Genomic DNA, 19,997 nt, shown 5'->3' on the forward strand with positions numbered 1-19,997 from the left:
GTCATTCATGCACGGGGTCGCGCCGGTCTGCAGAACATTCTCTTCTCTTTGTGTCCCGCGCTTGGCTTGTGACGGTCAGACGCCCAAGATAGTCGCAGTGACAGCCTGTCCCGCCCAGTGCGCGGGAGATGACATGCGGGACTCAATTTGCAGTAACTGACAGGATAGGTGGCGCAGGATGCAGGCTAACGATACCCCTGAAGAGGCCGCGCAGGAGTCAGGGCGGTCCTCCCGCTCTGAGCAGGCCTCATCGAGGCCCGAAGTGCCGAGCAGTGAGGGCGGCGACGACGCGCATGACATGATGGTGGGTGAGCCTAGCGGTGTCAGCGAGGGCACTTCCGCCGAGGAGGCCGTGGCACGCATGCAGGTGCCGCGAGACGAGCGTCAGCAGGAAGCGCTGGAGCTTTCCGGGCGTTCTCGCCATGTCCCCAAGGTCCGCAAGGCACTGGAGATCCATCCGCTGTTGGTCGGCATGGCCGCGCTGGTGGTGATCATCGGTGGCCTCAAGATGGCGGCAGACCTGGTGGTCCCCCTGCTGATGGCGGTGTTTGTCGCGGCGGTCTGCGATGCGCCGGTGCGCTGGCTGGCCCGACACGGCATCGGCCAGCGTTTCGGGGTGCCCATCGTCATCCTGACGGTCTGCATCCTGTTTTCCTCGCTGGCGGCCTTGCTGGTCTCACGCTTCACCCTGTTCAGCGATGAGATGCCCAAGCTGGAGGAAAGTCTGCGGGAGCAGTATCAGAGCATGCTGGAATGGCTGGCAGGCCACGGCGTCTCCATCGCGCCGGCGCGCTTCAGTGAGCTGGTGGATCCGGCATCGCTGACGCAATGGGTGCCCAACCTGCTCACCGGGCTGGGCGGTCTGCTGTCTTCCAGTGTCATCATCGTGCTGACGGCCACCTTCCTGTTGTACGAAGCCCTGTCGCTGCGCGACAAGCTGATCACCACTCTGCGCAGCCCGCATGTCAGCCTGCGCCGCTTTACGCTGTTCTCGTTGACGCTGCGACGTTATCTGGCGGTCAAGACGTTGATCAGTCTGGTGACCGGTGCGCTGGTCGGCATCAGCTGTCTGGCACTGGATGTGGAGTTCGCCTTCCTGTGGGCCACGCTGGCCTTCTGCCTCAACTACATTCCCAACATCGGGTCGGCGCTGGCCGCGGTGCCGGCAGTATTGCTGACGCTGGTGATGCCGGAGGGTGGGGCGGTCAAGGCGTTGATGCTGGGCGGCTGCTACCTGGCGATCAATTTCATTCTCGGCAACATGATCGAGCCGCGCGTGATGGGGCGGACGCTGGGGCTGTCGACACTGGCCGCCTTCCTGTCACTGGTGGTGTGGGGCTGGGTGTTCGGCCCGGTGGGGATGCTGTTGTCGGTGCCGATCACCATGACGCTCAAGATCGCCTTCGACTCGCACCCGGGCACGCGCTGGGCGGCACGCCTGCTGGGACCCTCCGCCAGACGCATTCGACGTCGCCGACGCATGGCGGAGGAATAGCGCGTCGGCAAGGCGTGTCTTCGCGGGCTCGATGAGCCCGCGCCCCCTGAATGCAGAAGGGAATGCAGAAGGCCCCGTCACGTTGAGCGTGACGGGGCCTTCTGGTGTTCATCTCGTGCCTGGTGACTGCCGGGGCAGCCACCTTCGAGCGGACCGGTTTAGAGGTTCTGCTCGATGAACTGGCTCAGTTGTCCCTTGGACTGGGCACCGACCAGCGAGGCGACCTTGGCGCCGGACTTGAACAGGATCACGGTCGGCACGCCACGCACGCCTTGCTCGGCGGCGATTTCCGGTGCGTCATCGACATTGACGTTGACGATCTTCAGGCCTTCGCCCTTCTCGTTGGCGACTTCTTCGACGACCGGCGCCATCATCTTGCACGGGCCACACCAGGGCGCCCAGAACTTCAGCAGTACCGGGGCTTCAGCGTTGAGAACTTCCTGTTCGAAGTTGGCGCCGGTGACATCGACGTGATTGGACATCTTGTTTCTCCAGGGGATTCGTTTCGCTGTCTGCGGCATTGCCGGACATGCAGGCTGCGTCCGATGGTAGCGCCACTTTCCATCACTGACAAATGGGCATTGTCCATCGACTCAATAGCACGGGGTTATGATCGTTGGTATTTTTATAGCTGTTTTATTGGTTGGAGGGAATAGCCACGCAGCAGGCAATCACGATTGCCTGCTGCGACATTGGTCTGGATTACGCGTGCAGCAGCAGAGGAAGGACGGGATCAGAAGAAGGCGTAGCGGATGCCAAGCCCCAGCAGCAGGGTGGTGAGCAGCCCCTGCAACAGGCTGCCGGGCATGTGGCGCGTCAGGCGTGCGCCAAGGCTGATGGCAGGCAGGGAGCCGACCAGCAATGCGCCGAGCAGCAGGAAATCGACATTGCCCAGCCATAGATGCCCCAGGCCTGCGACCAGTGTCAGTGGCACGGCGTGGGCGATATCGGTGCCGACGATGCGTGCGGTACTCAGAAGCGGGAACAGCATGATCAGCACGGCCGCCCCGAAGGCACCGGCGCCGACGGAGGACAGGGTGACGCATACGCCCAGCACGATGCCCGACAGCACGGTCAGCGGTGCCGCATGCCGCACGATGAAGCTTTCCGGACTGATCAGGCCCAACAGACGTTTCTTGAACAGCAGCACGCCGGCGGTGAGGATCAACATCACGCCCAGCATGCCCTTGATCAGGCCTGCGTAGGCGGTGGGGTCCGTGAAGAAGGCATGCAGCACGCCGATGGTCACCAGCGCGGCGGGGATGGAGCCCAGGGCCAAACGACGGGTGATGGTCCAGTCCACATGCCCCTGGCGATGGTGCGCGAAGGCGCCGCCGGCCTTGGTGATGGCGGCGTAAAGCAGATCGGTACCGACCGCGACATGCGGCGGAAAGCCGAACATCAATAGCAGCGGTGTCATCAGTGAGCCACCGCCCACGCCGGTGACACCGACCGCAAAGCCCACTCCGGCGCCTGCCAGTACGTATAGCAGCAGCTGTGTGACATCCATCCCTTGTCTACCCCTTGTCAGGTTACTGCCGTCAATCTACTCTTGACTGTATATTCCCGAAAGGAATCATTGTTCATGATTTTATCGCCCGATCATCTTAGCAGGGTGAACGGCCATGTCCGGGCCACTGTCGCGCTCTCCCGCGTCGACGGGGCTTCTCAGGAGAGTGAAGTCGCATGAAACTCCAGCAGTTGCGTTACATCTGGGAAGTGACCCGACACAATCTGAACGTGTCAGCGACCGCTCAGAGCCTCTATACCTCACAGCCGGGGATCTCCAAGCAGATTCGTCTGCTGGAGGATGAGCTGGGCGTCGAGATCTTCGCGCGCAGTGGCAAGCATCTGACGCGCGTGACGCCGGCGGGTGAGTCGATCGTCGAGCTGGCAAGCCAGGTGCTGCGCACGGTGGAGAACATCAAGCATGTCGCGCAGGAGCACAGCGATGATCGCCGTGGCAGTCTGGCGATCGCCACCACCCACACCCAGGCACGCTATGCCCTGCCGCCGGTGATCGCCGATTTCACGCGCAAGTACCCGGATGTCGCGTTGCACATGCAGCAGGGCACCCCGAAGCAGATCGCCAACATGGTCAGTGAGGGGCAGGCCGATTTCGCCATCTGCACCGAGTCGCTGGAGCTGTTCAACGACCTCATCCTGCTGCCGTGCTACCGCTGGAATCGCTGCGTGCTGGTGCCGAAGGATCATCCGCTGGCCAATGGCGAGGAGCTGACCCTCGAGACACTGGCCAGCTATGCGCTGGTCACCTACACCTATGGCTTCACCGGGCGCAGCCAGCTGGATGATGCTTTCAAGTCACATGGCCTGGCACCCAATGTCGTGCTGACCGCCTCGGATGCCGATGTCATCAAGACCTATGTGCGCCTGGGCATGGGTATCGGCATCGTCGCGCACATGGCGGTGGACGAGGTGGCGGACGAGGACCTGGTGGCGCTGGATGCGACGCATCTCTTCGACAGCTCGACGACCAAGATCGGCATTCGTCGCGGCACCTTCATGCGCAGCTACATGTTCGAATTCGTCGAACGCTTCGCGCCGCACCTGACACGCGATCGTGTCGAGGCGGCACTGGCCGCCGGCCCGCGTCATGAGCACGAGATCTTCCACGATATCGAGCTGCCGGTGCGCTGAGTGCCGGTGGGCTGAGTGCCGCTCGCCTGACCTGCCATTGCGCAAATGAAAACGCCCGCCTCCTGAGAGGCGGGCGTTTTGCGTGTGGCCGACAGGATCAATGCGCCAGGTGCAGGCCACACTCACGGTTGTCTTCCGCCTTGGTCGGGTCGACGTAGTCGAACTCGTTGGGCAGGTCGTGGGCGACCAGATACTCGTGCATCTGCTTGGAGGACCAGTGGAGCACCGGTGCGACCTTGATCAGGCCATCGCCGTTCAGCGAGACCGGCTGCATGCCGGCACGGAAGACGGTGTCACTGGCGCGCACGGCGGTGAACCACATCTCGGGGTTCAGCTCACGCAGGGCACGCTCGAAGGGCTCGAGCTTCACTTCACGGGTGAAGGCCTCGTGGCGCGGGTCATCGATATGCGGCGTGAGGCCATCGACGGCTTCACGGTGCGCGCGGGTACGCTGCGGCAGATAGATGATGCGATTCAGATTCAGCTTGCGCGTCACCTCATCGGCGAAACGATAGGTGGCATCGGTGTTGTAGCCGTTGTCCATCCACACGATGGGGATGTCAGGACGGAAGCGCGTCACCATGTGCAGGATCACCGCCTCGAAGGGGCGGAAGTTGGTGGTGCAGATGGCGTGCTTGTCCAGCGACAGGGCCCAGCGAGTCAGGGCTTCGGGGTCGTTGCCGAATTCGGCATTGATGCGGGCGAGATCGAAGGTATCGGACATGAGGAGTCTCCAGAACGAGGGCACGTCCGATGGAGCGGGGCGCAGGGCTGATCAATGGCCAGGAAAGGCCATCAGCAGAGGCGGGTAGCGCTCAAGGAGACGTGCAGGAATGCGCCTACCCTATCAAAGGCGGGCACTGCTTCCCCAATACGAATTCGTTCGATCGTTATATGCCATCGAGTTATGGCGCTCATGACGCTTTATAACGCCACCTGTCAGCCGAGCGCTTCCATCAGTCGCTGGATCTTGGCCAGGCTTTCGCGGTATTCGGCCTCTTCCTCGGAATCGGCGACCAGGCCGCCGCCGCCCCACAGGTGCACCTGGCCCTCGGCGATCACCGCCGTGCGGATCGCGATGGAGGTATCCATGTGCCCGCGGATGTCCAGGTAGCCAAGGCTGCCGCAATAGGCGCTGCGGCGAACCGGCTCCAGCTCCTCGATGATCTGCATGGCGCGAATCTTGGGCGCGCCGGTGATGGAGCCGCCGGGGAAGGCGGCGCCGAGCAGATCCAGCGCATCGCGCCCTTCCTCCAACGTGCTGGTGATGGTGCTGACGGAATGGTGCACGTTGGCGTAGCTCTCCAGCGCGCACAGCGATGGCACCTTGACGCTGCCCGGTGCCGAGACACGCCCCAGATCATTGCGCAGCAGGTCGACGATCATCACGTTCTCGGCGCGGTCCTTGGGACTGGCCAGCAGCTCGGCGGCCAGTCGGGCGTCCTCTTCCGGTGTCGCGCCACGTGCGCGGGTGCCCTTGATCGGCTTGGTCTCGACCGCGCGGTGATTGACCTCGACGAAGCGCTCCGGCGAGACGGAGACGATGGCCATCTCCTCGCCCTTGGCGTCCTGCCAGCTCAGATAACCCGCATAGGGCGTCGGCGTGGCCTGACGCAGGCGCAGGTAGGCATCCCAGCTGTCGCCACTGCAGTCGGCGGAGAAGCGCTGGGTCAGGTTGATCTGGTAGCAGTCACCAGCGTGCAGATACTCCATCACCTGACGGAAGCGTTCGCCGTAGCCCGCGCGATCCAGCAGCGGCGAGAAGGGGGTGTCGAGGGCGAAGTCGGCGCTGCTCGGCGCCGGTTGCTCCAGCCACTCAAGCACCTGCCTGCGCCGTTGAGGCGAGGCGATCAACCAGCTCTGCTGACGCTGATGATCACTGATCAATGCCCAGTCGTAGAGACCGAGCCGCGACCAAGGCAGTGCGATGTCGTCCTCGGCCGTGGCGGGCAACGTCTCGAGTGCGCGCCCGAAGTCATAGCTCCAGTAGCCCAGCAGGCCGGCGATGAACGGCAGGTCCTCGGCTGTCAGGTCATGCTGGGCGAGCTCTTCGCCCGCCAGCGTCTGCGGCAGCAGGGTCAACAGCTGGCGCTGGGCCTCGATCACCGGCAGGCGGGCGAGGCGCTCCAGTGCTTCACTGAACTGGCTCAGGTCACGCATCGACTCTGGCAGTGGGCCGGTGAGCCTGCCGCCGTGCGCGCCTTGTTCCAGCACGGCCAGCGGGTCGCTGCTGATGATGTCGAAGCGACCGCCGGCCAGTGAAGGCTGGCCGCTGTCGAGCAGCACGGCGTCGGGGCGCGTACGCAGGCGTGCGAAGCGCGACAGTGTGGAGGCCTCGTCCTCGGCGGCGAGGGCGTAGGGCAGGGCAGTGATTTCGAGCGAGATGGTCATGACAGCTTCCGTTGGCGGACAGGGCATTCTAGGCATCCAGACGCGTTTTGTCCGCCCATGCGTGCGGATTCCGATGATGGGCTGTCCTTGTTGGCTTGCCGTTCTCCCGTGCGCTGATTAAGGTGCCTGCCTCTGAACGCCCTGCGCCGTCATCGACGACTGCCCCGACGCGTGTGCTGACGTTCGCCCAGTCCTCTTGCCCAGTCGCTTGCCCAGCCCCTGGCACCCTACCGGAGCCCTGCATGCATCCCGAGTTCGAACATGGCCAACATCTGCTGTCACGTCCCGACCAGAACATCTTCTGGCAGCGTCTGACGCGTCGTGAATCAAATGGTGGGCGTCGCTTGCTGATGCTGCACGGCGCGGGTGTGGCCGGCACGCTGACCTGGGCGCCGCTGGTCGGGCATCTCACGGCCCATGACGAGCTGATCATTCCTGACCTGCGCGGCATGGGGCAGACGGTGTCACCCGAAGCTGGTGAACCTCCCTTCACCCTCGAGCAGGTGGTCGAGGATGTGATGGCCTTGATCGAGACGCAGCGCATCACGCATTTCGACCTGATCGGCTACAGCTTTGGCGGGCTGGTCGCCATGCGTCTCGTCCAACGTCTGCGCGCCGAGCGCCCGGAGGTGAAGGTCGGCGACATCAGCCTGCTGGAACCGGCGCTGCTGGAGCGCGAATGCCACGCCACCATGATCCAGGTGCGCGATGGCTACGCCGAGGCGGCGCATGCGATGCGCGAGGCGGCAAGCCCCGAGGCGGGGATCACCGCGTTCCTCGACCTCATTTCCCCGCATCGCACGCGCAACCCGCGTGCCGAGCGCATGATGGTGGCGCGCCTGGCGCATCGTCATCTGGGCTTCGCCAATGCCCTGGACTGTGTCACGTATGCCGTGCGCGAGATTGACCGCGAGGCTCTGCTGGCTGACGTGCTGGCGGCAGGCGGCGAGGTACGCAGCATGGTCGGTGGCAAGAGCCCCACGACCCTGCGTGACTATCATGCGCTGCTGGCCGAACGTCATCCGGGCTGGCAATCGCTGGAAATCCCCGGCACCGATCATTCGCTGCCCTTCCAGAAACCCCGCCGTATCGGCGCGGAGCTCAGCTTCGGCTAAATCTGAAGGATTGTCGACAGGCCTGCCGATGAAAGGGCGAGTCCCCGAGAGTCGAACGCCCCGTCAGCTTGCGCTGGCGGGGCGTTTTTCGTGCCGTTCATCGTGCCTTGCCGTGCCGCCCGACGGTGCTGGCGGGTTGGCTTGCATGGCGAGGTTCAGGGCAGTTAAGCCTTGTTCTGACAGCAGTTTGTCCAGCAGGGGAGTCGTGTCTAACGCCAAAGGTGTAGAGGATTTGGCGGATTGCATCTTGACCCACACAGGCGCGCTGGCTAGTCTGGCATTCAGTGAATGATTGTCGACAATGGTGCTGAAAGTCCCTCGCCGCCATTGCCTTGCCTCTGTCCCTTGCCAGCCGGATTGCCTGACCGCCATGACCACCGATGCCTTTCACAATGCCACCACCGCTCGAAGCCTTGCGCGCGGCGCGACTGCCGAGCAGGCAGGTCACACCGCTTCCGCGACGGCAGCGACCCCCGAGGTGCGCACCCTGGCCGAGCGTGTCTTCCATCAATTGCAGGACGCCATCGTGCGTGGCGAGCTGGCACCGGGCAGCAAGATCACCGAGCCCGGCCTGGCTCAGGCCTACGGGATCTCGCGCGGACCGCTGCGCGAGGCCATGCGCCGCCTCGAGGTCCATCGTCTGATCGAGCGCGTGCCCCACGTCGGCGCGCGGGTGGTCAAGCTCTCGATGACCGAGCTGCTGGAGCTGTTCGATGTGCGTGAGGCACTGGAAAGCATGGCCGCCCGTCTGGCCGCACGCCACATGACACCGGAAGAGGTCGCGCGGCTGCGCAGCGTGCTCAAGACCCACGAACAGCAGTCGGATCTCAAGACCGGTACCGCCTATTTCCAGAAGGAAGGCGACCTCGATTTCCACTATCAGATCGTGCTCGGCAGTCACAACCACATGCTGATGACGATTCTCTGTGATGACCTCTATTACCTGGTGCGCATGTACCGCACCCAGTTCAGCGCCAGTGGATCACGCCCGCAGAAGGCCTTCGTCGAGCATCATCGCATCGTCGATGCCATCGAGTCCGGCGATGAGGAACTGGCGGAGCTTTTGATGCGCCGCCACGTCAGCGCCTCGCGGGAGAACGTCGCCCGCCGCTATGCCGCCACGCTCAAGCAGGAGCAGGGCGAAGAGTGAGCTGACGCACCGCTCACGACTTGAACCGACCGAACAATTCCAACCCCGTCATGGGCCCAGCCCGGGAGATGTCATGTCACGCCATCTGAGTTCCACCGCCCTGCCAAGCCCCGGTGCCCGCTTCCGCGCGGCGCTGGAGGCCAATCGTCCGCTGCCCATCGTCGGCACCATCAATGCCTACACCGCCATCATGGCCGAGCGCGTCGGGCATCAGGCGATCTACCTGTCCGGTGGTGGCGTGGCCAATGCCTCCTACGGTCTGCCGGATCTGGGCATGACCAGCATGAATGACGTGCTGGAAGATGCGCGTCGCATCACCGCCGCCAGCGAGCTTCCGCTGCTGGTGGACATCGATACCGGCTGGGGTGGCGCCTTCAACATCGCGCGCACGATCCAGGAGATGGAGCGTGCCGGCGTGGCTGCCGTGCACCTGGAGGACCAGGTCGCCCAGAAGCGTTGTGGACACCGTCCCAACAAGGCCATCGTCTCCAGCCAGGAGATGGTCGATCGCATCAAGGCCGCTGCCGATGCGCGTCGTGATGACAGCTTCTATCTGATCGCGCGCACCGATGCCTTCCAGAAGGAAGGGCTCGAAGCCGCCGTCGCACGTGCCAACGCCTGTGTCGAAGCCGGTGCCGACGCCATCTTCGCCGAGGCGGTGCATACCCTCGAGGACTACCGTGCCTTCTGTGAGGGCGTCGATGCGCCGATCCTGGCCAACATCACCGAATTCGGCGCCACGCCGCTGTTCAACCAGCGCGAGCTGGGCGATGTCGGCTGCCGGATGGTGCTCTATCCGCTGTCTGCCTTCCGCGCCATGAACGCCGCCGCCCTCAAGGTCTACCAGAACATCCACGACAAGGGTGATCAGAAGGATGTCGTCGACGACATGCAGACCCGCATGGAGCTCTACGACTTCCTCGATTACCACACCTTCGAGCAGAAGCTGGACACCCTGTTCGAGGCCGAAAGCCGCAAGGATTGATGCCAGACGCTCGAGACGGACGCCATGTCTTGCTTCTGGAGGTCATCGGCTTCACGGGCCGGCACTCTCGGCCCGACCGTTTCTCCCTCGCTGGCAGACGCCTGGCCGGCGAGGGGCTTGACGCTTTATGCCCTACAAGAAAAAGAACAACTCAATGACGTCACTGCCAAGGAGATCACGCCATGTCAGATACCATCGCCAACCCGACCACCGCTACTTCGAGCACCAGCGCCCCCAGTGGTCTACGCGGCCAGAGTGCCGGTGAGACGGCGCTGTGCACCGTCGGCAAGTCCGGTTCCGGTCTGCGCTATCGCGGTTACGACCTGGAAGACCTCGCCAGTCACGCAGCCTTCGAGGAAGTTGCCTATCTGCTCCTCAAGGGCAAGTTGCCCAATCAGGCGGAGCTGGATGCCTACATTGCGCGCCTCAAGGGGTTGCGGGGTCTGCCGGACGCCTTGAAGGCGGTGCTTGAGCAGATTCCGGTCAGCGCTCACCCGATGGACGTGATGCGTACCGGGTGTTCGATGCTCGGCAATCTGGAGACGGAAGAGAGCTTCGATGAGCAGTCCGATCAGGCCGACCGCATGCTGGCCGTGTTCCCGTCGATCATCAATTACTGGTATCGCTTCAGTCATGATGGCGTGCGCATCGACACCGAGACCGATGACGACTCCATCGGCGCGCACTTCCTGCACCTATTGCATGGCGAAGCCCCCAGCGAGTTGCATGCTGCGGTGATGAATACCTCGCTGATCCTCTATGCCGAACACGAATTCAATGCCTCGACCTTCACCGCACGTGTCTGCGCCTCGACGCTGTCTGACCTGCACTCCTGCGTGACGGCAGCCATCGGCTCGCTGCGCGGACCGCTGCATGGCGGTGCCAACGAGGCGGCGATGGCGATGATCGAGCACTGGCGCTCACCGGAGGAGGCCGAGCGCGAGATTCTCGGCATGCTGGAACGCCGCGAGAAGATCATGGGCTTCGGCCACGCCATCTACCGTGAGCGTGACCCGCGCAATGCCATCATCAAGGAGTGGTCTCGCAAGCTGGCGGACGATGTGGGCGATACGCAGCTCTACGCCGTCTCCGAGCGCGTCGAAGCCGTGATGTGGCGCGAGAAGAAGCTGTTCTGCAACGCCGACTTCTTCCACGCCAGCGCCTATCACTTCATGGGCATTCCCACCAAGCTGTTCACGCCGATCTTCGTCTGTTCACGCCTGACCGGCTGGGCGGCACATGTCTTCGAGCAACGCGCCAACAATCGCATCATCCGCCCGAGCGCCGATTACACTGGCCCGGAGCACTGCGACTGGCTGCCCATCGAGCAGCGCGACTGACCCTTTCCTCGGCCAGTCAGCGTGCTGGCCGATCGTTTTCCTGATCGCCTGATGAGTCCGGATGCCCATGAATACCGAGTATCGCAAACCCCTGCCTGGCACGGCGTCACCGGGTACCCCGGTCGACTACTTCGATGCGCGTGCCGCCGTGGAAGACATCGCCCCCGGCGCCTACGCCGGTCTGCCCTATACCTCACGCGTACTGGCCGAGAACCTGGTGCGCCGCTGCCCGCCGGATCAGCTGCGTGACAGCCTCGTGCAATTGATCGAGCGTCGGCGTGATCTCGATTTCCCGTGGTACCCCGCGCGCGTCGTGTGTCATGACATCCTCGGTCAGACCGCGCTGGTGGATCTGGCCGGCCTGCGTGATGCCATCGCCGAGCGCGGCGGAGACCCGGCCAAGGTCAATCCGGTGGTGCCGACCCAGTTGATCGTCGACCACTCGCTGGCGGTGGAGCACGCCGGCTTCGACAAGGACGCCTTCGCCAAGAACCGCGCCATCGAAGAGCGTCGCAACGAGGACCGCTTCCACTTCATCGACTGGACCCGTCAGGCCTTCGAGAACATCGACGTGATTCCGCCGGGCAACGGCATCATGCACCAGATCAATCTGGAGCGGATGTCGCCGGTGATCGAGTCGCGCGCCGATGAAAAGGGCCATCAGGTCGCCTTCCCGGATACCCTGGTGGGCACCGACAGCCACACGCCACATGTCGATGCGCTGGGCGTGATCGCCGTCGGCGTCGGTGGGCTGGAGGCCGAGAGCGTGATGCTGGGGCGTGCCTCCTACATGCGCCTGCCCGACATCATCGGCGTGCGCCTCACCGGGCGCCCGCAGCCGGGCATCACCGCCACCGATATCGTGCTGGCGTTGACCGAATTCCTGCGCGCCGAGAAGGTCGTCTCCTCCTATCTGGAATTCTTCGGCGAAGGCGCGGCCAGCCTGACGCTGGGTGATCGCGCCACCATCTCCAACATGACGCCGGAGTACGGCGCCACGGCGGCGATGTTCTACATCGACCAGCAGACGCTGGATTACCTGACCCTGACCGGCCGCGAGCCGGAGAACATCGCGCTGGTCGAGCGTTACGCACGCGAGACTGGCCTGTGGGCAGATGAGACCGGCCATATCGAGGGCGCGGTGGAATATGAGCGCGAGCTGACCTTCGATCTGTCCTCGGTGGTGCGCACCCTGGCGGGGCCCTCCAATCCGCACAGTCGCGTGCCGACCAGCGAGCTGGCCGCGCGCGGCATCTCCGGCGTGGTCGAGCATGAACAGGACGAGGACGGGCGTGATCTGATGCCGGATGGCGCGGTGATCATCGCCGCCATCACCAGCTGCACCAACACTTCGAATCCGCGCAACGTCATCGCCGCAGGGTTGCTGGCTCGGCGCGCCAATGCGCTGGGACTGACGCGCAAGCCGTGGGTCAAGACCTCGCTGGCGCCGGGCTCCAAGGCGGTGCAGCTGTATCTGGAAGAAGCGGAACTGCTGCCGGAACTCGAGCAGCTCGGCTTCGGCATCGTCGGCTTCGCCTGCACCACCTGCAACGGCATGAGCGGTGCCCTGGACCCGGCGATCCAGCAGGAAATCATCGAGCGCGATCTCTATTCCACCGCGGTGCTGTCCGGCAATCGCAACTTCGATGGCCGTATCCATCCCTACGCCAAGCAGGCCTTCCTGGCCTCGCCGCCGCTGGTGGTCGCCTACGCCATCGCCGGCACCATCCGCTTCGATATCGAGAAGGACGTGCTGGGACATGCGCCGGACGGCTCGCCGATCATGCTCAAGGACCTGTGGCCGAGCGACGAGGAGATCGACGCCATCGTCGGCTCCAGCGTCAAGCCGGACCACTTCCGTCAGGTCTACATCCCGATGTTCGAGGCCAGAGACGACCGCGATGCCTCCACCAGTCCCCTGTATGACTGGCGCGAGATGAGCACCTACATCCGTCGTCCGCCGTACTGGGAAGGCGGCCTGGCCAGCGCGCCGACGCTCACCGGCATGCGGGCACTGGCGGTGCTGGGGGACAACATCACCACCGATCACCTGTCGCCCTCCAATGCCATCATGGCCAGCAGTGCGGCGGGCGAGTATCTGGCCGCGATGGGACTGCCGGAAGAGGACTTCAATTCCTACGCTACTCACCGTGGGGACCACCTCACCGCGCAGCGCGCCACCTTCGCCAATCCCAAGCTGATCAACGAGATGGCCGTGGTGGAAGGGGCAGACGGCAAGCGCGAGGTCAAGCAGGGCTCGCTCACGCGTCTGGAGCCGGAAGGCAAGGTAGTGCGCATGTGGGAGGCCATCGAGACCTACATGCAGCGCAAGCAGCCCTTGATCATCATCGCGGGTGCGGATTACGGCCAGGGCTCGTCGCGTGACTGGGCGGCCAAGGGCGTGCGGCTGGCGGGGGTCGAGGCCATCGTCGCGGAAGGCTTCGAGCGTATCCACCGCACCAATCTGGTCGGCATGGGCGTGATGCCGTTGCAGTTCGCCGCCGGTACCACACGCATGACGCTGGCGCTGGATGGCAGCGAGATCTACGCCGTCGAGGGCGAACCGGCCCCGGGGGCAGCGCTCACGCTGGTGATCGAGCGCACCGCCGGCGACAAGGCAGGCCAGGTCGAACGCGTGCCGGTCACCTGTCGCCTCGATACCCGTGAGGAGGTCTCCATCTACTCCGCGGGCGGTGTGCTGCAGCGCTTCGCTGAAGACTTCCTCAGCTCACAGGCACCGGGCGAGACGGCGGCGGAGGTATCGGCATGAGCCAGCAGGCACAGCTCAGGATTCCCGCCACCTATCTGCGTGGCGGCACCAGCAAGGGCGTGTTCTTCCTGCGCGATGAACTGCCGGAAGCGGCGCAGGTGCCGGGCCCGATGCGTGACGCCCTGTTGCTGCGCGTGATCGGCAGCCCCGACCCCTACGCCAAGCAGATCGACGGCATGGGGGGCGCGACCTCCAGCACCAGCAAGACGGTGATCATCAGTCGCAGCGAACAGCCGGATCATGACGTCGACTACTTGTTCGGCCAGGTCTCCATCGACTCGCCCTTCGTCGACTGGAGCGGCAACTGCGGCAACCTCTCGGCGGCGGTCGGGCCCTTCGCCATCGAGAAGGGCCTGGTGCCGGCCGAGCGCCTGCCGCGTGACGGCATCGCCGAGGTGCGCATCTGGCAGGCCAACATCGCCAAGACCATCATCGCGCGGGTGCCGATGTGCGAGGGTCGCGTCCAGGAAACCGGCGACTTCGCCCTGGATGGCGTGACCTTCCCGGCTGCCGAAGTGGCGGTCGCTTTCCGCGACCCCGCCGCGGGTGAGGGCAGCATGTTCCCCACCGGCAATGTGGTCGATGCGCTGGAGGTACCGGAAACGGTGGTCGCTGGCGGGCAGATCCAGGCGACCCTGATCAACGCCGGCATCCCGACCATCTTCGTCAATGCCCGCGACCTCGGCTATCAGGGCACCGAGCTGCAGGAGGCGATCAACTCGGACGGCGAGGCGCTTGCGCGCCTCGAGACATTGCGCGCCCACGGCGCACTGCGCATGGGACTGATCAATGATCTCGCTGAGGCGGCCACGCGCCAACACACCCCCAAGGTCGCCTTCGTGGCGCCGCCGGTGGATCACGTCGTCTCCAGCGGCCGGGAGATCAAGGCAGGCGAGATCGATGTGCTGATTCGCGCCGTGTCGATGGGCAAGCTGCACCACGCCATGATGGGCACCGCGGCTGTCGCCATTGCCGCGGCGGCTGCGGTACCCGGCACGCTGGTCAATCTTGCCGCCGGTGGCGGAGCCGAGGCTGAGTCTGGGGCCGGGCAGGCTGGCGCGGCGCGTGACTCGGTGTGCTTCGGTCACCCCTCCGGCACGCTCAGGGTCGGCGCGAGTGCCCATCGGCAGACAGAGGCAGGCCAGGTCAGTGATGGCCAGCAGGGCGAGGGCGAGTGGACCGTCAGTGAAGCCGTGATGAGTCGCAGCGCGCGTATCCTGATGGAAGGCTGGGTGCGGGTGCCGGCGGAGACCTTGATGCGCTAGCGCCGGCATTGGCAGGCGATGGTCTACTGTCAATATATCCCTCTTGATATCCCTCCTGCGGCATCTCGATGAAAGCCGGCCTGGCATGCACATGTGCAGAGGGTCGGCTTTCGCGTCTCTGTGGTATGTGTGCAGGCAGTGAGGGGAGTACAGGTGTGACGGGAGTCGCATGCGGGCAAAGACGATCCACGACAGGAGGTCATGTATGAACACGCCATCCTCTGAACAGACGGATGAAAGCCGTCTCAGCGCCACTCAGGCCAGTACCAATCAGGCCAGCGCCAATCAGCGCCCGGACTATGACCCGGAGCTTCAGCAGATCGCCGACTATGTGCTGGGGTATTGCGACGATCCCCCTGTCGCGAATACGGCTGCGGATGTGGATTCGAATGTGGACGGTCTGGCCGGCAAGCACGAGCGCTCAGGTCCCTCGGCAGAGGCGATGGACACCGCTCGTCTGTGTCTGATGGATACTCTCGGCTGCGGCATCCTGGCGCTGCGCTTCCCGGAATGCACCAAGCATCTCGGGCCGCTGGTGGCCGAGACGCTGGTGCCGCATGGTGCACGGGTGCCCGGCACCGCCTTCAGTCTCGATCCCGTCAAGGCGGCGTGGGACATCGGCTGCACCATCCGCTGGCTGGATTACAACGACACCTGGCTGGCGGCGGAGTGGGGGCATCCCTCGGACAATCTCGGCGGCATTCTGGCGGTGGCGGATCATCTCTCGCGCCAGCGTGTCGTTCAGGGCAAGCCACCCCTGGTGATGCGCGATGTGCTGGAGAGCATGGTGATGGCGCACGAGATCCAGGGCGTGCTGGCGCTGGACAACAGCTTCAATCGCGTCGGTCTCGACCATGTCATGCTGGTCAAGGTGGCGACCACCGCGGTGACGGCGCGCTTGATGGGGGCGAATCGTGAGCAGTTGCTGTCGGCGCTGTCGCACGCCTTCGTCGATGGCCAGAGCCTGCGCACCTATCGGCATGCGCCCAACGCGGGCTCGCGCAAGAGCTGGGCGGCGGGAGACGCCACCTCACGCGGCGTGCGGCTGGCGGACATCGCCCTGCGTGGCGAGATGGGCGTCCCCGGCGCCCTCAGCGCGCCGCAGTGGGGCTTCAATGATGTCTCCTTCAGTCACGGCAACCGCGATCTCGCCCTCAAGCCTGAAGGCGAGCGACGTCTGACGCTGGCGCGCCCTCTGGGCAGCCATGTGATGGAGAACGTGCTCTTCAAGGTCTCCTTCCCGGCCGAATTCCATGCCCAGACCGCCGCCGAGGCAGCCATCCAGCTCCATCCTGAGGTGCGCGACCGGCTCGAGGAGATCGAGCGCATCGAGATCACCACCCACGAATCGGCGATCCGCATCATCTCCAAGCAGGGCGCGCTCGCCAATGCGGCGGACCGCGATCACTGCCTGCAATACATGGTCGCGGTGCCGCTGATCTTCGGGGAGTTGAACGCGGATCACTATGAAGATGGCTTCCATGCCGCTCACCCGGAGATCGACCGGCTGCGTGACAGGATGGTCGTCAAGGAAGAGGCGCGCTTCACCCGCGAGTATCTGGAAGCCGACAAGCGCTCGATCGCCAATGCCCTGCGGGTGGTCTTTTGCGATGGCAGTGCCACCGAGCAGGTGACGGTGGAATACCCGCTGGGACATCGCCGGCGGCGTGAAGCGTCGCTCGTTCCGCTCAAGGACAAGTGTCGGGCCAATCTGGCCACCTGCTTCCCGCCCTCGCGTTGCGACACCCTGATGGCGTTGCTGGCCGATCGCGAACGACTCGAAGCACTGCCCGTGCACGAGTTCATGGCGCATTGGGTGCCGTGAGGCTGCCAGCCGCATGATGTCCCGTTGGCAATCAGTCATCCAATTGACTGGTGCCGTCATCCGGTATGGGTAAACTGGAAGCGGATTGCACAGGGCGATCGACTGGGGCGCTTGCAAAGACTCGCCGAAGAGCGGGGCAACGCCTGCCGAGTCTTCATTGCAAAGGCTTCATTACAAGGGGACGCATTCATGAAAACATTTCTGCTGCTGGGCGGAATCGCGCTGATCGTCATCTACGTGATCTCGATCTACAACAAGCTGGTCAGTCTGAAGGCGCGCTTCGAGAATGCCTTCGCGCAGATAGAGGTTCAGCTCAAGCGGCGCTATGACCTGATTCCCAATCTGGTCGAGACGGCCAAGGGCTATCTGAGCCATGAGCGTGGCACCCTGGAAGAAGTGATCAATGCCCGCAACAAGGCGATGGCGGCCTTGAATGCCGCAGCGGCGCACCCCGGCAGCATGGACAAGCTGGCCAGTCTGGCCGGCGCCGAGCAAGGGCTGGCGGCGAGTCTGGGCAAGCTGGATGTGGTGGTCGAGGCCTATCCGGAGCTCAAGGCCGACCAGACCATGAGCGACCTGATGGAAGAGCTGACCGCCACCGAGAACCGCGTCGCCTTCGCGCGTCAGGCCTATAACGATGCCGTCACCGACTACAACGTCTATCGCCAGAGCTTCCCGCAGGTGATGTTCGCACCGACCTTCGGTCACCGCAGTGATGCAGGCCTGTTGGCCTTCGATGACAGCGTGAAGATTCGTCAGGCCCCCGATGTCAGCTTTTCGTGAGCAGCTCGGCGGATGCTTTCTCCTCAGCGGCTTTCCGGCTGTGATTCTGGTTCGGTAGATGGCGGGCGCGAATGAATTTCTATCACGAGCAGGACAGTGCGCGTCGTCGAACGCGGCTATTGCTGCTGGCCTTCACGGCCATGTCGCTGGTGGTGTCTCTTGCCGCCGGCGCCGTGGTGCATGTCGCGATCAGCAGTTTCCTGGGGCGCCCGGCCACCACGACGTTTGAATATGTCTGGCCGGTGGCGAGCATCATCTTCCTGTGCAATGCACTGGTCGCGGCGCGTGAGCTGCGGCGTCTGCAGCAGGGCGGTGCGATGGTGGCGGCACGCCTGGGTGGCAAGCTGGTGGATGTCGAGACGCAGGACTCGAGCGAGCGGCGGGCACTGAATGTGGTGGAAGAGATGGCGATCGCCGCCAACCTGCCCACGCCGCAGCTGTTCCTGCTGCCGCATGAGGCGATGATCAATGCTTTCGCGGCGGGCTATCGGCCACATGATGCGGTGATCGCGCTGAGTCGCGGGGCGTTGGAGCAGCTGGATCGCAACGAGCTGCAGGGCGTGGTCGCTCACGAGTTCGCCCATATCGCCAATGGCGATATTCGTCTCAACCTGCGTCTGGCGAGTGCAGTCCACGGCCTGGTGTTTCTCTCCGAGGCGGGGCGCTTCCTGATGGGGGCAGGGCGCATCGGCTTCGTGTTGGGCAGGGCGCGCTCCTCCGGTTCCGACAGGAAAGGCGGCATGCCACAGCTGATGCTGGTGGGTGTGGCGCTGTGGTTGCTCGGCAGTCTCGGCGGGCTGGGAGGGCGACTATTGCAGCGCGGGGTCGCGCGCTCACGCGAATATCTCGCCGATGCCAGTGCGGTGCGCCTGACCCGCTTCCCGGATGGCATCGCCTCGGCCCTCAAGCGTATCGGTGGCATGGGTTGGCAGGGGCGTATCCAGCATCCGCGCGCCATGACCTACAACCATCTCTTCTTCGTCGAAGCGCGCCCGCCATGGCTGACAGGCTGGTTCGACTCGCATCCTCCGCTGGATGAACGCATCAAGCGCCTGGAACCTCGCTGGGACCGGCAGTATCTGAGTGCGCGCCAGCAGCCGGTGCATACCTTCGAGCAGCAGGGCCCCATCGGGGCAGACGTGCTTGGCGGGGTCATGGCGGGTATCGCCGGCGCGGCGGTCATAGGGGAGCTCTCGCGCTCACGAGGAGAACTCGAGAGCCTGACGCTGTCGAGGTTTCTCTGTCCGCAGCTGGTGGTGGCGATGATCGCCCCCTCGGAGCTGACCACACGCGGTGTCTGGCTCACCGAGCTTGAGCGTCAGCATGACTGGCTGGACGGCAAGCGGGCGCGTGAGGCACGGCGCAGGCTCGAGTCCTTGCCGCGGGTCGAGTGGATCCCCTTGCTCAACCGGTTGATACCGCGCTGGCGGGAAGCGGATGAGCGCGCGCATCGCATGCTCAAGGCGCAGACACCTCCGCAGGACATGTTCGTCTGGTGTCTATGGCAACTGCTTCTGGAATCACTGGACCCGCGGATCGATCGCAAGAGCGACTCGCTGGCCCTGCAGCAATGCCAGCCGGCCTGTCAGCACTGGCTCGTGCTGATGGTTGGACTCATCGACGATGAAGCACTGCGCAAGGACATCTTCCTGGACGCCAGTGCGGAACTTGGTCTGGCGCTGGAGTATCCGCAGTCGCAGCCGGGTGGGGATAACCCTGCGCTGCGCTGCCGTCATCTCACGCAGCTGGCGCACTTGCGCCCCATGGACAAGCAACGCTGGTTCGCGGCGCTTGCTCAGGTAGTGCATGCCGATCAGACACTGGCCGATGAAGAGGTGGCCTTGCTGACACTCTTGGCGCGCGTCATGCAGCTGCCGGAAGCACGCCTGGAAGCCGCTCCCGAGATGCAGTCGCAGTCTCGTGGCGGATGGCGGGCGCAGCCGGTATCCCGGCCGGCGGAAGGATGACGCCTTGAGTGGCCACGTCCGTGACAGCGTGATGACAATCTCTTGAAAAAGCCCTTGTGCTCAGCCCGGATCGTGCGTAAAGTACGCATCCGCTGCCGGCGACGCATGGCGTTACCAGCGGTGAAAGAGGTTTGCAGGTGATTGTTTTGTTTGATGTTTTTTTGAAGTCCGCTTCCAAATCATCGATTGACAATCCCAGGCGATTCGCTAGAATACGCCGCACTCCTTACGGAACAGGTGATCGGGCAACGCT

The 19,997-nt window shown here is 64.2% G+C and carries 15 protein-coding genes; 11 read left to right on the plus strand and 4 right to left on the minus strand.

Annotation, left to right across the window (positions count from 1 at the left end; translation table 11 throughout):
- Positions 1 to 262 precede the first annotated feature (262 nt).
- The gene (locus ACZYGA_RS10585) at positions 263 to 1,495 is read left to right on the plus strand and encodes an AI-2E family transporter (protein ID WP_254696415.1); all 1,233 of its coding nucleotides are present in this window, start codon (positions 263 to 265) and stop codon (positions 1,493 to 1,495) included.
- Positions 1,496 to 1,653: 158 nt separating this feature from the next.
- On the opposite strand, the gene trxA is transcribed toward ACZYGA_RS10585, so the two are convergent.
- Together trxA and ACZYGA_RS10595 are read right to left on the minus strand one after the other, a co-directional pair.
- The gene (gene trxA, locus ACZYGA_RS10590) at positions 1,654 to 1,977 is read right to left on the minus strand and encodes a thioredoxin (protein ID WP_043333971.1); all 324 of its coding nucleotides are present in this window, start codon (positions 1,975 to 1,977) and stop codon (positions 1,654 to 1,656) included.
- 251 nt (positions 1,978 to 2,228) lie between these two features.
- Complete coding sequence (locus ACZYGA_RS10595) at positions 2,229 to 3,005, minus strand: sulfite exporter TauE/SafE family protein (RefSeq protein ID WP_077379302.1); 777 nt, start codon at positions 3,003 to 3,005, stop codon at positions 2,229 to 2,231.
- Positions 3,006 to 3,181: 176 nt separating this feature from the next.
- Here ACZYGA_RS10595 and cysB point away from each other — a divergent pair, with 176 nt between their 5' ends.
- Positions 3,182 to 4,153, plus strand: coding sequence for an HTH-type transcriptional regulator CysB (gene cysB, locus ACZYGA_RS10600; protein WP_077379304.1), 972 nt, complete (start codon positions 3,182 to 3,184; stop codon positions 4,151 to 4,153).
- 97 nt (positions 4,154 to 4,250) lie between these two features.
- Here cysB and ACZYGA_RS10605 read toward each other — a convergent pair whose 3' ends face one another.
- Together ACZYGA_RS10605 and pabB are read right to left on the minus strand one after the other, a co-directional pair.
- Positions 4,251 to 4,877 (minus strand): phosphoadenosine phosphosulfate reductase domain-containing protein, encoded by a 627-nt coding sequence (locus tag ACZYGA_RS10605; protein WP_479399124.1) that lies wholly within the window; start codon positions 4,875 to 4,877, stop codon positions 4,251 to 4,253.
- A 215-nt stretch (positions 4,878 to 5,092) separates the two neighbouring features.
- Positions 5,093 to 6,544, minus strand: a complete 1,452-nt coding sequence (gene pabB, locus ACZYGA_RS10610) for an aminodeoxychorismate synthase component I (RefSeq protein ID WP_479399126.1) — start codon at positions 6,542 to 6,544, stop codon at positions 5,093 to 5,095.
- A 242-nt stretch (positions 6,545 to 6,786) separates the two neighbouring features.
- Between pabB and ACZYGA_RS10615 the strand changes: the two genes are divergently transcribed.
- The 9 genes from ACZYGA_RS10615 to ACZYGA_RS10655 all read left to right on the plus strand — a co-directional run bounded on the left by ACZYGA_RS10615 (position 6,787) and on the right by ACZYGA_RS10655 (position 19,744).
- Positions 6,787 to 7,659 (plus strand): alpha/beta fold hydrolase, encoded by an 873-nt coding sequence (locus ACZYGA_RS10615; RefSeq protein ID WP_479399128.1) that lies wholly within the window; start codon positions 6,787 to 6,789, stop codon positions 7,657 to 7,659.
- A gap of 370 nt (positions 7,660 to 8,029) precedes the next feature.
- Positions 8,030 to 8,809 carry a GntR family transcriptional regulator gene (locus ACZYGA_RS10620; protein WP_077379311.1) on the plus strand — a complete coding sequence of 260 codons (780 nt, stop codon included), beginning with the start codon at positions 8,030 to 8,032 and terminating at the stop codon, positions 8,807 to 8,809.
- A gap of 73 nt (positions 8,810 to 8,882) precedes the next feature.
- Positions 8,883 to 9,794, plus strand: a complete 912-nt coding sequence (prpB, locus tag ACZYGA_RS10625; protein WP_077379313.1) for a methylisocitrate lyase — start codon at positions 8,883 to 8,885, stop codon at positions 9,792 to 9,794.
- Positions 9,795 to 9,976: 182 nt separating this feature from the next.
- Positions 9,977 to 11,134, plus strand: coding sequence for a bifunctional 2-methylcitrate synthase/citrate synthase (gene prpC / locus ACZYGA_RS10630; protein ID WP_479399130.1), 1,158 nt, complete (start codon positions 9,977 to 9,979; stop codon positions 11,132 to 11,134).
- A 67-nt stretch (positions 11,135 to 11,201) separates the two neighbouring features.
- Positions 11,202 to 13,904, plus strand: coding sequence for a Fe/S-dependent 2-methylisocitrate dehydratase AcnD (acnD, locus tag ACZYGA_RS10635; RefSeq protein WP_479399146.1), 2,703 nt, complete (start codon positions 11,202 to 11,204; stop codon positions 13,902 to 13,904).
- Complete coding sequence (gene prpF / locus ACZYGA_RS10640; RefSeq protein WP_479399132.1) at positions 13,901 to 15,169, plus strand: 2-methylaconitate cis-trans isomerase PrpF; 1,269 nt, start codon at positions 13,901 to 13,903, stop codon at positions 15,167 to 15,169. The genes acnD and prpF overlap by 4 nt, the downstream gene beginning before the upstream one ends.
- A 205-nt stretch (positions 15,170 to 15,374) precedes the next feature.
- A complete protein-coding gene (locus tag ACZYGA_RS10645; protein WP_479399133.1) occupies positions 15,375 to 16,994 on the plus strand; it encodes a bifunctional 2-methylcitrate dehydratase/aconitate hydratase in 1,620 nt (539 codons plus the stop codon).
- A gap of 189 nt (positions 16,995 to 17,183) precedes the next feature.
- Positions 17,184 to 17,777: a LemA family protein gene (locus tag ACZYGA_RS10650; protein WP_077379321.1), complete on the plus strand. Its 594-nt coding sequence runs from the start codon at positions 17,184 to 17,186 to the stop codon at positions 17,775 to 17,777.
- Between the two features lie 71 nt (positions 17,778 to 17,848).
- On the plus strand, positions 17,849 to 19,744 hold the full coding sequence (locus ACZYGA_RS10655; protein WP_479399135.1) for a M48 family metallopeptidase: 1,896 nt from the start codon (positions 17,849 to 17,851) through the stop codon (positions 19,742 to 19,744).
- Positions 19,745 to 19,997 lie beyond the last annotated feature (253 nt).

This window comes from Cobetia sp. BL01 (assembly GCF_056493605.1).

Coding starts and splice junctions, on each gene's coding strand:
- trxA (WP_043333971.1), bottom strand. CDS start 1,977: ATGTCCAATCACGTCGATGTCACCGGCGCCAACTTCGAACAGGAAGTT.
- ACZYGA_RS10595 (WP_077379302.1), bottom strand. CDS start 3,005: ATGGATGTCACACAGCTGCTGCTATACGTACTGGCAGGCGCCGGAGTG.
- cysB (WP_077379304.1), top strand. CDS start 3,182: ATGAAACTCCAGCAGTTGCGTTACATCTGGGAAGTGACCCGACACAAT.
- ACZYGA_RS10605 (WP_479399124.1), bottom strand. CDS start 4,877: ATGTCCGATACCTTCGATCTCGCCCGCATCAATGCCGAATTCGGCAAC.
- pabB (WP_479399126.1), bottom strand. CDS start 6,544: ATGACCATCTCGCTCGAAATCACTGCCCTGCCCTACGCCCTCGCCGCC.
- ACZYGA_RS10615 (WP_479399128.1), top strand. CDS start 6,787: ATGCATCCCGAGTTCGAACATGGCCAACATCTGCTGTCACGTCCCGAC.
- ACZYGA_RS10620 (WP_077379311.1), top strand. CDS start 8,030: ATGACCACCGATGCCTTTCACAATGCCACCACCGCTCGAAGCCTTGCG.
- prpB (WP_077379313.1), top strand. CDS start 8,883: ATGTCACGCCATCTGAGTTCCACCGCCCTGCCAAGCCCCGGTGCCCGC.
- prpC (WP_479399130.1), top strand. CDS start 9,977: ATGTCAGATACCATCGCCAACCCGACCACCGCTACTTCGAGCACCAGC.
- acnD (WP_479399146.1), top strand. CDS start 11,202: ATGAATACCGAGTATCGCAAACCCCTGCCTGGCACGGCGTCACCGGGT.
- prpF (WP_479399132.1), top strand. CDS start 13,901: ATGAGCCAGCAGGCACAGCTCAGGATTCCCGCCACCTATCTGCGTGGC.
- ACZYGA_RS10645 (WP_479399133.1), top strand. CDS start 15,375: ATGAACACGCCATCCTCTGAACAGACGGATGAAAGCCGTCTCAGCGCC.
- ACZYGA_RS10650 (WP_077379321.1), top strand. CDS start 17,184: ATGAAAACATTTCTGCTGCTGGGCGGAATCGCGCTGATCGTCATCTAC.
- ACZYGA_RS10655 (WP_479399135.1), top strand. CDS start 17,849: ATGAATTTCTATCACGAGCAGGACAGTGCGCGTCGTCGAACGCGGCTA.